At 66.1% G+C, this 15,430-nt stretch carries 9 protein-coding genes; 2 read left to right on the top strand and 7 right to left on the bottom strand.

What is annotated here, in order from left to right; translation table 11 throughout:
• Window positions 1–14 precede the first annotated feature (14 nt).
• A complete protein-coding gene (locus tag U1739_RS19970; RefSeq protein ID WP_332710367.1) occupies window positions 15–1,136 on the top strand; it encodes a TIGR03032 family protein in 1,122 nt (373 codons plus the stop codon).
• A gap of 66 nt (window positions 1,137–1,202) precedes the next feature.
• On the opposite strand, the gene U1739_RS19965 is transcribed toward U1739_RS19970, so the two are convergent.
• The 7 genes from U1739_RS19965 to U1739_RS19935 form a co-directional block, all read right to left on the bottom strand.
• A complete protein-coding gene (locus U1739_RS19965; RefSeq protein ID WP_332710366.1) occupies window positions 1,203–3,101 on the bottom strand; it encodes a putative bifunctional diguanylate cyclase/phosphodiesterase in 1,899 nt (632 codons plus the stop codon).
• A 176-nt stretch (window positions 3,102–3,277) separates the two neighbouring features.
• Entirely contained in the window at window positions 3,278–6,700 is a 3,423-nt protein-coding gene (locus U1739_RS19960; RefSeq protein WP_332710365.1) for an amidohydrolase family protein, read from the bottom strand.
• An 85-nt stretch (window positions 6,701–6,785) separates the two neighbouring features.
• Entirely contained in the window at window positions 6,786–7,982 is a 1,197-nt protein-coding gene (gene nhaA, locus U1739_RS19955) for a Na+/H+ antiporter NhaA (RefSeq protein ID WP_332710364.1), read from the bottom strand.
• A 205-nt stretch (window positions 7,983–8,187) separates the two neighbouring features.
• Window positions 8,188–9,303 carry a TonB-dependent receptor domain-containing protein gene (locus U1739_RS19950; RefSeq protein ID WP_332710376.1) on the bottom strand — a complete coding sequence of 372 codons (1,116 nt, stop codon included), beginning with the start codon at window positions 9,301–9,303 and terminating at the stop codon, window positions 8,188–8,190.
• Window positions 9,303–10,409, bottom strand: coding sequence for an endonuclease/exonuclease/phosphatase family protein (locus tag U1739_RS19945; protein ID WP_332710363.1), 1,107 nt, complete (start codon window positions 10,407–10,409; stop codon window positions 9,303–9,305). The genes U1739_RS19950 and U1739_RS19945 overlap by 1 nt, the downstream gene beginning before the upstream one ends.
• 139 nt (window positions 10,410–10,548) lie before the next feature.
• Window positions 10,549–11,898: an ATP-binding protein gene (locus U1739_RS19940; RefSeq protein ID WP_332710362.1), complete on the bottom strand. Its 1,350-nt coding sequence runs from the start codon at window positions 11,896–11,898 to the stop codon at window positions 10,549–10,551.
• Window positions 11,898–12,572, bottom strand: coding sequence for a response regulator transcription factor (locus U1739_RS19935; RefSeq protein ID WP_332710361.1), 675 nt, complete (start codon window positions 12,570–12,572; stop codon window positions 11,898–11,900). Before U1739_RS19935 ends, U1739_RS19940 begins: the two co-directional genes overlap by 1 nt.
• A 262-nt stretch (window positions 12,573–12,834) precedes the next feature.
• Between U1739_RS19935 and U1739_RS19930 the strand changes: the two genes are divergently transcribed.
• A complete protein-coding gene (locus tag U1739_RS19930) occupies window positions 12,835–15,363 on the top strand; it encodes a TonB-dependent receptor (RefSeq protein ID WP_443025615.1) in 2,529 nt (842 codons plus the stop codon).
• Window positions 15,364–15,430: the final 67 nt, after the last annotated feature.

Here is a 15,430-nt window from a genome sequence, read left to right as displayed (position 1 = left end):
GAATGGAATCGACGATGAGCGACGCGCCCACCGCCACCCCCGCCAGCGACGCCCCGGGCGCCGCGACGCCAGCACCGGCTCAGACGCCGAAGCAGCCAGCGACGAGCCTTAGCGTGTCGCGTGGCCTGGCCGATTGGCTGCGCGCCAATCGCACCAGCCTGGCCTTCACCTCCTATCAGACCGGGCAGTTGTTCCTCGTCGGCGTGACGCCGAACGGCACGGTTTCGTTCAACCAGCAGAATTTCACCCGCGCGATGGGCGTGTCCTACCAGCCGGGCCGGCTGTATCTCGGCGCGCTGCACCAGGTCTGGCGGCTGGAGAACATGCTGCGGCCCGGGCAGCTCGGGAACAAGCATTTCGACATGGTGCTGGTGCCGCGCAACGCGCAGACCACCGGCGATATCGACGTTCACGAAGTCGGCACCGACGCCGCCGGCCGGGTGATCTTCGTCAACACCAAATATAGCTGCCTTGCGACGCTCGACCTGAACCAGAGCTTCCGCCCGATCTGGAAGCCGACCTTCATCTCCAAGCTCGCACCGGAGGATCGCTGCCACCTCAACGGCATGGCGATCGATCAGGGCAAGCCGCGCTATGTCACCGCGGTCAGCCGCAGCGACATCCTCACCGGCTGGCGCGAGCGGCGCCACGAGGGCGGCGTGCTGATCGAGGTCGAGACCGACCGCGTCGTAACCGATCAGCTCTCCATGCCGCACAGCCCGCGCGTGCATGGCGACAGCGTCATCGTGCTCGATTCGGGCCGCGGGCAGATCGTGCGGGTCGATCCGATCAGCGGCACGCGCGAGGATATCGCCTTCTGCCCCGGCTTCCTGCGCGGCATGTCGATCCATAACGGCCATGCCTTCGTCACGGTATCGAAGCCGCGCAACGGCACCTTTGCCGGCCTGGCGCTGGACGACGCGCTGAAGGATCGCGATGCCGAGCCATGGTGCGGCATCCTGGTGGTCAATCTGGCCTCGGGCGACATCGTCGAATGGATCAAGCTGGAGGGCTTCATCACCGAATTGTTCGATGTCACCGCAATGCCCGGCGTGGTCTGCCCGATGGCGATCGGGCCCGACACGATGGAAATCCGCTCGACTATCACCTTCGATCCGGTGATCGCACCACTCTGATCGTGCTCCCCTTCACCGGATGACGGCGGCGGCGGCGGCGAGCACCGCTGCCGCTCGGCGTGTGAATCAGCCTCGACGACCCGATCGTCGCGCCTGCAGCCCGCTTGCCGGCCTTACGTCCACGCCCTGCCCATCGCGTAGCAGCAAGGCGGTCGTGGCATGGCGATCGACCGCAGGGGAACAGAGGTATCCCTGCCCCAGCGTACAGCCGATTTTCCGCAGCTGCTCCGCCTGCAGGTCGGTCTCGACGCCCTCGGCGACCACGCGAATGTCGAGTTTTTCGGCAATGCCGATCAGCCCTTCGATGATCGCCATGCTCGCGCTATTGGGCTCGAGCTGATCGACGAACGTCTTGTCGATCTTCAGGATGTCCACCGGCACGCTCAGCAGATGGGTCAGCGAGGCGAAACCGGTGCCGAAATCGTCCAACGCGACGCGGATACCCTTGGCGCGCAAGGTGTGGATCGCATCCTGGATGACGTGGTCGCCCTCGCCCATATAGACCGTCTCGGTGACTTCGACGATAACGTGCTTCAGCGGCACGCCAGCGCCTTCGAACGCGGCAGTCAGCACGCGCTCGACCGTCCCGCCGTACAAATCTGCCGACGATATGTTGATCCCGACATGTTGGAACGGAATGCCCAGATCGAGCCAGGTGCGCACGTCGGCGGCGACGATGGCCATCATTCGCGCGGTCAGCGCGGTGGCGACCTGCGCATCGGTGGTCGCCTCGTGGAACGATGCCGCTGGGATCACCTGATCGCCGATCTTCATCCGGCACAAGGCTTCGAGCCCGACGATCTCGCGCGTGTCGAGCCGGAAGATCGGCTGGTAATAGGCATCGATGCGCTGTTCGCGCAGCGCCACGCCGACATCGCGGATGGCGCTCAGCCGCCGGGTGATGTTCGATCCCAGCCCCGGCCAATAGCGCACGAAGCCGCCGCGCCCAATTTCCTTGGCATGGTACAAAGCGAAATCCGCATTCTGCCGGACATGTTCGACCAGCAGGTCGCCGACGCCGACGATCGCGCCACCGATCGTCGCACGCGGCACGACGATCTGGCCACCGCAATCCGCCGGCAACGCCAAAGCCGCGATGATGCGCTCGGCCGTCGCTTCGAGCTCGTCGGCGGCCATGGGATAATCGAGCAGGACGGCGAATTCGTCGCCCCCGATACGATATACCCGCCCGGGCAGAATCGCCGCGGCAACCCGCTCGCCCGCCACCTGCAACAAGCGATCACCGGCCTGATGCCCGAAACTGTCGTTGACGATCTTGAGGTTGTCGAGATCGACTACCAGCAGGGCCCAGCGGCCGGGCAAGGTACAGTCCAATGTCAATAAAGCGGCGTTATAGGCAGCCCGGTTGGGCAGCCCGGTAAGCACATCGGTAAACGCGCGCTTTTCATGCTCGATCACGCGGTGATGACGATCGATCGCGATCACGCACAAGCGGAGACAATGCGCCACGATCTTGCGTTCGAGCGCCGTCGGGCCACGCCGCTCACGATAATAGAAGGCGAAGGTGGCGACCGGCACGCCCCTGGCGTCGAGGATCGGGCTCGACCAGCACGCCACCAAGCCATGCGGTACCGCGAGATGCTGGAACCCATCCCAGCGGATATCGGTTTCGATATCGGTGACCGCAACGTCCGTGCCGGTATAGGCAGCGGTGCCGCAAGACCCCGCCGCCGGCCCGATAAGCAGCCCGTCGAGCGAGGCGGAATAATTGCGCGGCAGGCTGGGCCCGGCGAGCGGATGCAGCACGCCAGCAGCATCTATCGTCAATATCGAGCAGATCACATCTGGCAGCAGCGCTTCGACCTGGCGGCACAGCTGGTCACCGGTGGCGGCCAGGCTTTCGCCCTTGGCGATCATCTCCAGAATGGCATTTTGCAACCGCAGCAGAGCGCTACCAGCACCGCCTGCCCCGTCTTGCTGTCGGTCATTCGGATCTGCCTGCATGCCAGCACCCTGCGGCGCAAAACTTTCGATTTCCTTTAGCGGCCAAATCGGTTTGATTTGAGCTCGCCGGCTTCGAAATGCGGCCTTTTAAGGCTTAGAATCTAGTCGATTGCTGACGATTGAACCGGATTGATGGGCATCGGCGAACCCGATGCCTATCATGTAGAACTTTGGTCCTAGTCCACGTCGCCAAAGCCATGGCCCACCGTTAGCCGCGAACCTGTACCGGTGCCGCCGGCCGCATTCTCCCACCAATAGGGCTTACGCCGCCACGTGCCGGTGGCGACCTCGTTGAGCGTCGCCGCATCGTAGAGCCGCCCGCCGAGCATCACCTGCGACACCTTGTCGCTGTTGCGGATGTTGGTGGTCGGATCGGCGTCCAGCACGACGAGATCGGCGAGCTTGCCCGGCTCGAGCGAGCCGACATCCTTGGCGTATCCGAGCGACCTTGCCGCCGCGATCGTACCCGCACCCAGCGCCTCGATCGGGCTGAACCCGCCTCGCGCAAAGCTCCACATCTCCCAATGCGCGCCCAGCCCCGCCTGCTGGCCATGCGCGCCGATCGCCACCTGCACGCCCTTGTCGGCGAGCTTCTTCGCCTCGCGCGCGGTGGCCGCATCGACATAATCTTCCTCCGGCGCGATCTCGCGGCGCGCATTCTGCGCGGCGAGCAAGGCCGGCGGCGCATGCCGGCTGAGCAACGGATGCCGCCACACATCGCTATGCGCACGCCAATAGGGATCGCCCGCTGGCCCCCCATAGGCCACCACCAGGGTCGGCGTGTAGCCGACCGTGGTCTGCGACCACAGGCTCACCACATCGGCGTAGAAATGGTCCAGCGGCACATTGTGCTCGACCGTCGCATTGCCGTCCTGCACCAAAGACATGTCGAGCGTGAACAGCGAGCCGCCTTCCGGTACCACTTCCATATTCTCGGCCTGTGCCGCGGCAACCACCATCTGCCGCTGTTCGCGGCGCGGCTGATTATAGTTCTTCACGCTATGCGCGCCCTGCGCCTTTAGGCGGCGCACCACCGCCAATGCGTCCTCATAAGTATCGATCTGTGCATAGACGTCGGCCGCCTTGGCGCCGTAGATTACCTCGCCGGTGGAGAAGGTGCGCGGGGCGAGCAATATCCCCGCCTGCTGCATCTCGGCCGCCGGGAAGATCTCCGCCGAGCGCGACGAGGGATCGTGGATCGTCGTGGTGCCGAGCGCCAGATTGGCCATCGCCGACCAATTCTGCTCGGGCACCAGTTCGTCCTCGCCCTGCGGACCATGCGCATGCGCATCGACCAAACCGGGGATGATGGTCTTGCCGCGCACGTCGACGACCGTCGCGCCGGACGGCACGGTGACCGACGCCCGCGGGCCGACCGCGACGATGCGATCGCCGCGGATCAGCACCGTGGCGTCGTCGATGATCCCGCCATCGGCGCGCGCCATGGTGACGACCCGCGCGCCGGTCAGCGCGACGGTGGCGGTCGGCTTGTCGGCGGCGACGTCCATGGATAGCGACACGCCGGTGCGCGGCGCGGGGAATTTAGGCGCATCCTCGCCTGCCGGTGCCGGGCGGAACAGCGCGGCCGTCTCGGCAGTGTATAGCGTCGGCCCGGCGCTCCAGTGGATCTGCCGGCCGTCGTTCGACCAGTTGATGAAATCGGCGCCGTCGCCGCTGACGCGGGTGACCGGCATGGCGCTGCCCTTGGTGTCGATCTCGATCGCCTGCTTACCGGGCATCAGCGGCATGACGAACGCTTCGTAATTCTGCCGGAAGGCGACATAATCGCCGCCTGGGGATACCTGATAGTCGTTGACCAGCTCGCCCGTCGCATGGACGCGGCGATCCTGGCCGCCCAGATCGACGCTGACCAGCTGGCGCTTGCCCTTTTCATTGGCCATCACGAACACGCGGTCATTGGCCGCGCCGAATTGCGGCCCGGCGGCATCGGTGAGGATGCGCACCGGCGCGCCACCGCTCGCCGCGACACGGTACACGCCGGTGCCGGGATTGCCGCGCGCCGCGGTCAGCCCCCCGCCCTCGCCTTGCTCGAAGGCGATCGTCTTACCATCGGGCGAGAAACGCGGCCGGAAGTAATGGCCGGCAACCGTGGTCACGCTGCGCGGCGCGCCGCCGCCGGCCGCCACGGTACGGACCTGGCCCAACCCGACATCGCTCCAGCCGACGAACGCGATTTGACGTCCGTCGCGCGACCAGCTTGGGAACAGTTCCAGCTCGTCGCTGCCGCGCGTCAGCCGCCGCGCCGCGCCACCGGCGGCCGGCTTGAGCCACAATTTGCCCAACGTCTCGAACACCACGCTACGCCCGTCGGGCGACACGCTGGCCCAGCGCGGCATGCGCGTGGCGAAGCGATCCGGCGCGACCTGGATCTGCGGATGCACGGCATCGACCACCACGCGCGTATCGTTGATGCGGAACGGGATCACCGCGGCAGTGGCGCCATCCGCCGACACGCGGCGCAGCTTGCCGCCGGCCCAGAACACCACCGCTTTGTCGTCAGGGGTCCACGCCATGTTGGGGTATACGCCGGTCACCGCCCAGGTCTCCTGCACGTCGCGGTCGAGCGGGCCATAGACCATCCGCTCGACGCCGCTGGCGAAGTCCTTGACCCACAGCTTCGACACGTTGTTGTCGCGCCGCACGAAGGCGATGCGCTTGCCGTCGCGCGACGGCGTCGGCCGCACCGAGCCGCCGACGCCCGACACGACCGTGGTCACCTCGCCGCTATCGACGTCGTAGCGCTCGATATTGAACAAATTGGTGCGCGAATTCTGGGCATATTCGAAGATTGGGCCGGGGGTCACGTTGCGCGTAAAATAGATGCTCTTGCCGTCGGGGGCATAGATCGGTTCGCCCAATTCCTTCTGCAGTTCCTCGCTGGCGCGCTTGACCAGTTGCACGCCGCCACCGCCCGACACGTGATACAGCCACACTTCGCCGGTGCCGAGCGACCGGCCGGTGGTGAAATGCTTCTTAGCGGCGATGAAGCGTCCGTCCGGGCTCCAGGTCGGCTGGTTGAGCAGGCGGAAATCCTCCTTGGTGACCTGCTTCTTGTCCTGCCCGTCGGCGTTCATCACCCAGATATTGTCGCCGCCGCCGCGATCGGAGGTGAAGGCGATACGCCGCCCGTCGGGCGAGAAACGCGGCTGGTGCTCATAGGCCAGGCCCTCGGCGATGCGCGTCGGCGTGCCGCCGGCGATCTGCATGGTATAGATGTCGCCGAGCAGATCGAACGCGATCAGCCGCCCGTCGGGCGACACGTCGACATTCATCCAGCTGCCTTCATCGACCTGGATCGGCACCTCGCGCGTGCGCAGGCCGCGCGGCTTATTGACGTCCCACTTGGGCGGCTTCGCGGCATCGGTAGTAGCGATGGGCGGCGTCGTCGGCGTGGAATTTACGTTTGGCGCGGGGGCGGGCGGGGGCAACGGGCCGGCCGGATCGGCGAGCGGCGCGGTCACCTTATCCTCAGGCGCCTGGCTGTCCTGCACCGGCTTTGGCGCGGGCGGCGCGGTTTGCGCGACCAACTGACTGGCGCTGAGACAAAGTGCGACGGCGGTGAGTGCGCGATGATTCACGGTGTTGGCTTCCCCTTTGGAGGCGGCAACCTACCGGATAAGCCGCTGCCGTCACGCGCGAAATGCATCCCGCCGCCCGTACCGCTTACAATCCCGACGACACCTTCGGCTTGCGCGGTGGACCACCCGCCGTGCGCAACACGAGATAGCCGAGCACTCCCGCGACGAACGAGCCCAGCACGATCCCCAGCTTGGCCTCGGTCTGCAGCACTATCTCCGCCGGGAAGGCCAGCGGCGCGATGAACAGGCTCATCGTGAAGCCGATCCCACACAGCAACGACACACCGAACAATTGCAGCCGCCCGGCATGCGCCGGCATGTCCGCGAAACCGAGCCGGACCGTTAGCATGGAGAAGACGAATACCCCCGTCACCTTGCCGACCAACAAGCCCAATGCGACCCCGAGCGTAACCGGCGCCGTCAGGGCGTCCGCCGGCAGGCCGAGGAAAGGCACGCCGGCATTGGCCAGGCCGAAGATCGGCACGACCAGAAAGCCCACCGGAACGTGCAGCCAATGCTCCAGCCGGTGCGCCGGGCTGGTGTCAGGCGCGTCCAGTTGCGCGGGCGTGCGTTGCAGCGGAATGGTGAAGGCCAGGATCACCCCCGCGAGCGTCGCATGAATGCCCGACCGCAGCATCAACACCCACAGTACGATTCCGAGCAGCACATAGGGCGTCAGGCGTCGTACCCCGTAGCGATTTAGCCCGATCAGCATGCCGACGACCGCCGCGGCGCCCGCCAGATCCGGTAGCGACAGCGCCGCGGTGTAGAAAAAGGCGATGATCAGCACCGCGCCGAGATCGTCGATGATCGCCAGCGCGGTGAGGAACACGCGCAGCGATGCCGGCACGCGCTTGCCCAGCAGAGCGATCACGCCCAGCGCAAAGGCGATATCGGTCGCCGCCGGTATCGCCCAGCCGGAAGCGTTGGCCGTGTGATTGAAGCCGAGATAGACCAACGCTGGCACCACCATGCCCCCGGCAGCAGCGATGCCGGGCAGGATGCGCCGCGACCAGCTGGATAATTGGCCGTCCAGGGTTTCGCGCTTGATCTCCAGCCCGACGAACAGGAAGAACAGCGCCATCAGGCCGTCATTGATCCAATGCCCGATCGATAGCGGACCGATCTTGGCGTGCAGGACGGCGGCATAGTCCGCGGCGAACGGCGAATTAGCGACGATCAGCGCGATGGCAGCCGCGCCCATCAGCACCAGCCCGGCCGAAGATTGCCGTTCGAGAAACGTGCGCAGCGCGCTTGGCTGCCTAAGGCGCGGGAGGGCCATCAATAATTCCGGACATAGCGATCATCCGCTGGCGGCCCGACCAGCGCGATACCTGCCCGCTCCAGACGAAGCAGGCACCCGCCATGGTCATGCACGCAGTTATGGCCCCAGGCAAGCCGGCGTCGGGCCGCTACCGTTGCGACCTGCCAAAAGGCGGTCTTGCCGCCGCCTTAGGCCGGGCGGTCTGAATCGTAGCGGACGGCGCCTACCATATCATGGTCGCGCCGAGCATCATGCCGCGCGCACGATCGGCGGCGCGCAGCGCGCCCGTGTCTTCCAACAGCCGCACGCTGGCCAGCCGGCTGGGATTGGTCAAACGCGCGGACAGCAGCAGCGGACGATCGGCGATGCTGGTCGTCGTGTAACCGATCGCCGCTTCGAGCCGTAGCGGCGCGGTCGTCGCATTTGCCCCGGACAGCGTCGCGCGGGATCGGCTGGTGCCCAGCGTGCCGCGCCAATCCCCCCTGCTCCACGCCGCGTCAGCCCCGAACTCCTGCTCCTGCAGCGCGCCCAAGCTGCGCCCATTGGCGCGGCGATAGCGCGCCGACCAAGATAGGCTGGGCGTCACGTGATGCTCGGCCGCCACAGTGATCCCCGAAAGGGCGACCGATCCGCGATTGACCGGGACATAGGAGCGATCGGCAAAGCCCAGCGTGTCGCGCGCTTCGGCATGGAAACCACCGAGCGACAGACGTAGCTCGCGCACCTGCCAGTGGCCGTCGAGGCGGAACTGGCGCGATCGCTCCGGCCGCAGCGTCTGGCGCAACGTATCGAACCCGTCGCGCGTCAGACCCAGCGGCCCGACCGAACCGGCGCCCTCATAGGCGCGCATCGTCTCATGATAGCCCAGCGACAATGACAGGTCCGCGGCGGGCCGATAGTCGAGCGTGGCGCGCGGCAGGAACCAATCGTGCGCGGCCAGCCGGTCGTTGCCGTCCGTCGCCGCATTGGCGTTGCGGTTGCTGACCTTGTAGCCGCGCCAGCCGATATCGGCGACAAGGTGATCCCCGATCGTGAAGCGGTCGGCCACCCGAAAGGACGTGATGCGGCTGCGCGCACGCCCATCATGCGACAGCGAGCGCGCTTCGTTGCGCGCCGCGGATGGCGGACTGCCCAGCCGATAGGTCCGGCGCTGCGCCACGATCGCCAGATCGTGATCGCGCCCGCCATCGGGCACGCGCTCCAGCGTCATCATCCGGTAGCGGACCGCGTCGTCGGTGCGCGATGGCGCCGGTGCGGGGCCGGTGATCGTCTGCGCCGCGGCGGCAGTCGTGCCGGCGATCATTGTGGCGAGCGCGGCGACGATCCGCATGACGGCCATCACCGCAGCCCGCCTGGTGCGGATCGATCGTTCAGCGCCAGCGCGACCGGGCGCGGCGCGGCCTGGTCCTGGCCATAATCGATGACATAGCCGACATGATCCGACAGCGTGGTACCATCGCGCTCCGATCCGAACGGCACCTGGGCGCGCGCGACATTCATCGTCCTGCCGCCGGGCAGGCGTGCGAACACCCAATCCTTGCGCCGGCGAGTCGAGGCGAGCAGGTCGCGATGCGCGCGGGGATCGTCGACCGCCGTCTGCCCGAGCGCGCGCTGCGCACCACCGAGCTCGGGCGCGACGAAGGTCAATCGGCGCTGGCCGAACGCGGCAAAGAAGCTGCGGCTGCGCGCGGCATCGGCGCCGATGTTCATATCGCCGCCGATCAGCACCGCCTGATCCGGCGCAACATGCGCCGCAACGAACTGCGCCAGCAGCCCGACCTGGCGCGCATAAGCCTCTTGCGACCGCGCCAGCGGCACCCCCGCCGCCTTGCGCGCGTTGAGGTGCGTATCGACCACCGCTACAGACGCGAGATGGCCTGGCACGCGCAGGTGTGCGATCACCGCGCCCTTATTGGCGAGGCAATCGAAGCCGGCGCAGGCGAAATCGGGAAACGCCATTCGGTCGACCCACACGATCGGATAGTCGGAGAGAATGATCAGACCGCTGCCGAGCTGCTTGCCCCAGCGTTCGCCGCGATCCCAGCGCGCTTGCTGCAGATAGCGCCGATCGTCGGGCGACGCCGGCGTCACGGCCCGCGCTGCGGCATCGGGGCCGAAGGCGGTATTGGCATAACCGGCGCGATCGGCGATCGCCGCCGCCTCTGGCGTGAACGCCTCCTGCAGCACGACGATATGCGGCTGCCGCCCCGCCCGCCGCAAGGCCGCGAGCCGCGCCGCGATCCGCGTCAGCGCTTGCGGACGGTCGCTGGCGATCGGCCATGGCAGCCCGGCGACATTGTAGGTCATCAACGACAGCGCGGTAGAGCTTGGCGCACCCGCGCTGCTCGGCGGGTCGGACGGGACCGGCGCGATGGTGCTGGTCGATCCGCCCGTGGCGAGCAGCATCGACCCGGCGGCTATGATCGCGCGTACAGCCTTGGTCATCGCTACAGCCCCCTGATGATCGAGCCGATAGCAAGGCAATGAGTCGTCGCCATTGCGAACGCGGGGCAGATTGATGAAGGTTGAATGGCAAGGCGGTCATCGAACCGACTTGCCACTGTCATGCCCCGCCAGGCCTCGCCTAGCGGCCCGCTCCGTAATGGCCGGGGAAGCGCAGCGTGACCAGCAAGCCCGGACGGGCGTCGCCGAGCGTGAGATCGCCACGATTGAGCCTGGCGATCGCAGCGACGAGCGGCAGCCCGAGGCCATATCCGCCGCGCATGCCGTCGACCGTCAGGCGCTGGAAGCGCCGCATCGCCGTGGCGCGGTCTTCAATGGCGATGCCGGGGCCGTTGTCCGCGACGATGATCGTCACATCGTCCTCGTGCGCCGCGATCGTCAGCGTGATCGCGGTGCCCGGCGGGGTGTGCAACAGGCAATTCTCGATCAGATTGGCGATCATCTGGGCGAGCAATTGCCGATCGCCATCGATCACGACATGCCCGGTGACAGCGACCGTCAGCGACCGCCCCGATTGCTCGATCGCCGGCCGATACGCGTCGGCCAGATCATCGATCAATATCGCCAGATCGACCGCGGTAAAACCGGCGTGGCGATCGCCGCCCTCTATTTCGGCGATGCGCAGGATCGCCGTAAACAAGCCGAGCATATCTTCGGTCTGCGCCAGCGCTGCCTGCACCTCCTGATCGAGCGGTCCGCCCTCCGCCCGGCGCGCCAGGGCGGCCAGGGTGCCGCGCAACCGCGCCAGCGGCGTGCGCAGATCATGCGCGGCGTCATGCGCGACGTGGCGGATGCCGACCACCAACTGCTGGATGCGATCGAGCATGCGATTGAGCAATTGCGCCTGATCGTCGAATTCGTTGCCGGCAGCGGCCACGCGGATGCGCCGGTCCATATCGCCCTGCATGATTGCCTCGACCGCCTCGCGCAGGTCCCTGAAGCGATGCCCAATCGACGAGGTCAGCACGATCAGCCCAAACACCACCATCGCCGCGATCGACGCCAGCCCGAGCAACAGCACACGCACGAACACCGAATCGAAATTGTCGATCGGCTCGCTCTCGGCGATGATCGCCAGGCGGTGGTCGGGCCCAACCGGCAGCACCAGCGCGCGACCGCGCACCAGCCCCGGGATATGGTCGTCGCGATCGATCGGCGAAAAGCCCTGCGGCGGCAACGGGATCTGCAGCGTGCCGGCGATACGCCGGCCACGGGCATCGACCAGCATGAAGCCCAGATCGCGCGATTCGCGCTGGCGCTCGAGCATCTCGATCCGCGCGATTACGCGCGCCACCGCGACCTGCCCAGTATCGGGCAGAATGACCGCAGCGGCACTGGCGAGCCGGCGATCGACTTCATGATCGAGCGCTTGATGGGTCGCCGCATAGACCGCCAGGCCGACCGCGACGACGGTGGCAAGGAACACGATCAGGAACGCCAGACCGAGCCCACGCAAAGTCCGCGGGCGCATCAGCCGCGGATCATGTAGCCGACGCCGCGCACCGTTTCGATGGGATCGTCAAGCCCATCGATATGCAACGCGTCCCGCAACCGTTTGACATAGGTATCGACGATCTTGACCTTGGGATCGAAATCATACTCCCACACCTTCTCGATCAGCATCGCGCGGGTCATCACGCCGCCGGCGTTGCGGATCAGTTCGGCGAGCAATTTGAATTCCTGTTTCTGCACCTCGATCGTCTGGCCGGCGCGCCACACGCGATGCTTGTGGATGTTGATCTCGATATCACCGGCCTGCAGCGTACCAAGCTGCAGCGCTTCGGTCGGGCGGCGCATTATCGCGCGGAACCGCGCCTCGAGTTCGGCGGCGTCGACCGGTTTGACGAGATAATCATCCGCCCCGGCGTTCAATCCCTCGATCTTCTCGTCGCGGGTGCCGTAGGCGGTGAGCATGGCGATCGGCGTCTCGACCTTGGCGTCGCGCAGCCAGCGGATCACCGACACGCCGTCCATGCTGCCGATCAGCATGCGATCGACGACGATGCCGTCGAACCTGTCCCGCGCGACGAGCGCGAACGCCTCGCGGCCATTGTCGATGATCACGGATTCGTGGCCGAGCGTGGCCAGATCGCGCACGAGCAGATCGGCCAGCGGTTGATCGTCCTCGATAATGAGTAGGCGCATCGATGGCGACTCCAGGCAGGCATCCGACAGCCGCGACGCGGCGCGTGAAACGCGGGCGCTATACGCCGCAGGGTGGGTTGCGGATAGCCAGGCGCCCCAACGCCGGTGCCCGCTGACGCTGTCACATTCATGTCTCATATTCGACGCTCAATTGTCATGCAGCGCCTGCCGACGGGTGACCGGTTCGCAACTTTGCCGTCACACCGCCTACCTAGAGCGGCCTTCGGAAACGAACGAGCAACACGGTAGCTCAAAAGGGAAAATGATCATGCGTACTATGACGGGCCTGCGCCTGCGATTGCTGTTGGGCGCCTCGATTCTGGCGACGACCATCGCGCCAGCCTGGGCCGATACCGCGCCGGCGGCGGACCCGGTCGCCACCGCAGAGCCGGTTGCAGCAGTTGCCGAACCGGTCGCCGAACCGGTCGTCGCCGAACCGGTCGAAGACGGCCAGGGCCTCGCCGACATCGTCGTCACGGCGACCAAGCGCGAGACCAACCTGCAGAAGACGCCGATCGCCATCTCGGTGCTCAACAGCACCGCGCTGGCCGATCGCCATGTGCAGAGCCTGTACGATCTCGCCGACGGCGCAGTGCCGAGCTTGCGCGTCGCGACGTTCGAGGCGCGCCAGACCGCGCTGACCATCGGCATCCGCGGCATCGTGCCGCTCGACGCCAACCAGCCGGCCCGCGAACAGGGCGTCGGCATCTATATCGACGGCGTCTATCTCGGTCGCCAGCACGGCCTCAACGCGGCGCTGTTCGATCTTGATCGCGTCGAAGTGCTGAAGGGCCCGCAGGGCACATTGTTCGGCCGCAACACCGAAGGCGGCGCGCTGAGCCTCGTCACCAAGGCGCCGACCGGCAAGTTCGATCTGCGCGCCACCGCGGGCGTCGCCAATTATGGCGGCTATAATGGCGATCTGCACATCGATCTGCCCGAATTCCACAATTTCAGCGTCAAGCTGGACGGCGTGGTGCAATATCAGGGCGCGACGACCAAGGATCCGCTCGCCGGCTCGACCGGCTGGAATTACTATAACCGCCGCGGCGGTCGCGCCGAAGTGTTGTGGCAGCCGAGCGACGCGTTCAAGGCCGATTTCGCCTTCGATGCAGGCTATGACGAGAACACGCCGTTCTACAGCCAGTTGCTCAATTACAATCCCAATGGCTGCGCCGCCGGCGCGGCCGCCACGCAATCCAGTTGCGTGCTTCCCGGCACCAATCCGACGACCTTCACCGGCACGGTGAAGGCGCTCCAGCCGGGCGTGGTGGTCAATGGCACGACGCGCATGAAGGTGGCCGATATCGGCGTGCCGCAGCAGCCCAGCGTCGACAAGACCCACGGCTATACGCTGCACCTCAACTACCAGCTGGCGCCGTGGATCGAATTGCGCTCGATCACCGCGTTCCGCGACGTGACCTCGCTGCAATATGACAATAGCGGCGGCGCGCATCGCCCGCCGCTGACCACCACCGGCACTGCCGGTTTGTTCAGCCGCTACAGCCTGGCCGATCTCTACCAGCACCAGTTCAGCCAGGAATTCCAGGCGGTCGGCAGTGTGCCGCAGCTCGATTACGCGGTCGGCCTCTATTACTTCACCGAAAGCGCGCATGACGACGCCGCGACGCCGAGTTCGGCGATGTTCGCCGCCAACGGCACGGTGACGATCGTCGATCCGTGCACCGGATCGAACGGGTACGGATCGCAGCAGGGTTGCCGCTCGATCGATCGCGCCAGCCGCGCGACATCGAAAAGCTATGCCGCCTTCGGCCAGGCGACGTACACTCCGGCGATACTGGGCGAGGCGCTGCACATCACCGCCGGCGGTCGCTATACGCATGACGACAAGACCGGCGATCTGACCATCCTGAACAATCAGGCACGCAGCGATCTGCATCTCGATCAGAGCACCAGCCGCTTCAATCCGATGGTCACCGCGGCGCTCGACGCGGCGCCCGGCATCAACCTGTATGCCAAATATTCCACCGGTTACCGCGCCGGCGGGGCCAGCTCGCGCTCGCTGACCTATCGCAGCTTCGGCCCGGAAGACGTCAAGGCCTATGAGATCGGCGCCAAGACCGAGTTCCTCGATCATCATGTGCGGCTCAACCTGGCCGGCTACATCATGGACCGCAAGAACAGCCAGATCGACTTCAGCAACGTCTCGTTCGACGTCAACGGCACCAGCCGCAACACGATCGAGACGATTAACGCGCCGGGCACGACCAAGATTCGCGGGATCGAAGCCGATCTGACCGTCAATCCGCTCGACGGCCTGACGCTGACCAGCGGCTATGCCTATACCTATACCAAGATCCCGCCGATCCTGAACCCGTTCACCAACGTCGTGCAGACCGTCTACGTCGTCTATACGCCGCGCAATGCGGCAAGCGGCGCGATCGACTATAAGATCCCGTTCGCCGGCGCGTCGCTGCGCTTCCATCTCGATGGCAATTACAGCCAGGCGACGCAGACGTTCGATCAATATGCCACCAAGAACGACTCCTCGTTCCTGGTCAATGGTCGCCTGTCGCTGGCCGAAATCGATCTCGGGCACGGCATGAGCACGCTCACCGTATCGCTATGGGCACGCAACCTGTTCGACGAGCAGCATGTGTATCGCCGCGATCCCTCGAACAGCCTGGGTGCCCTGCCCACGATCACCAGCGCCAGCGGCGTCACGCCGGTGACCTACAGCACGTCCTCCAGCATTTCCAACGTGCTCGGCGATTACGGCAATTTCAACGCGCCGCGCACCTTCGGGTTGGAAGGCAGCATCAAGCTGTAAACGGACGAACCGGCAGAAATCCCCTCATCGCCTGACGCGGTGGGGGGATTGATGGCATTGCACAGCA

This window comes from Parasphingomonas puruogangriensis, from assembly GCF_036663635.1.
GTDB lineage: Bacteria > Pseudomonadota > Alphaproteobacteria > Sphingomonadales > Sphingomonadaceae > Sphingomonas.
Note: the sequence above shows the minus strand (reverse complement) of the source record. Positions and strands in the feature narration are given on the sequence as shown.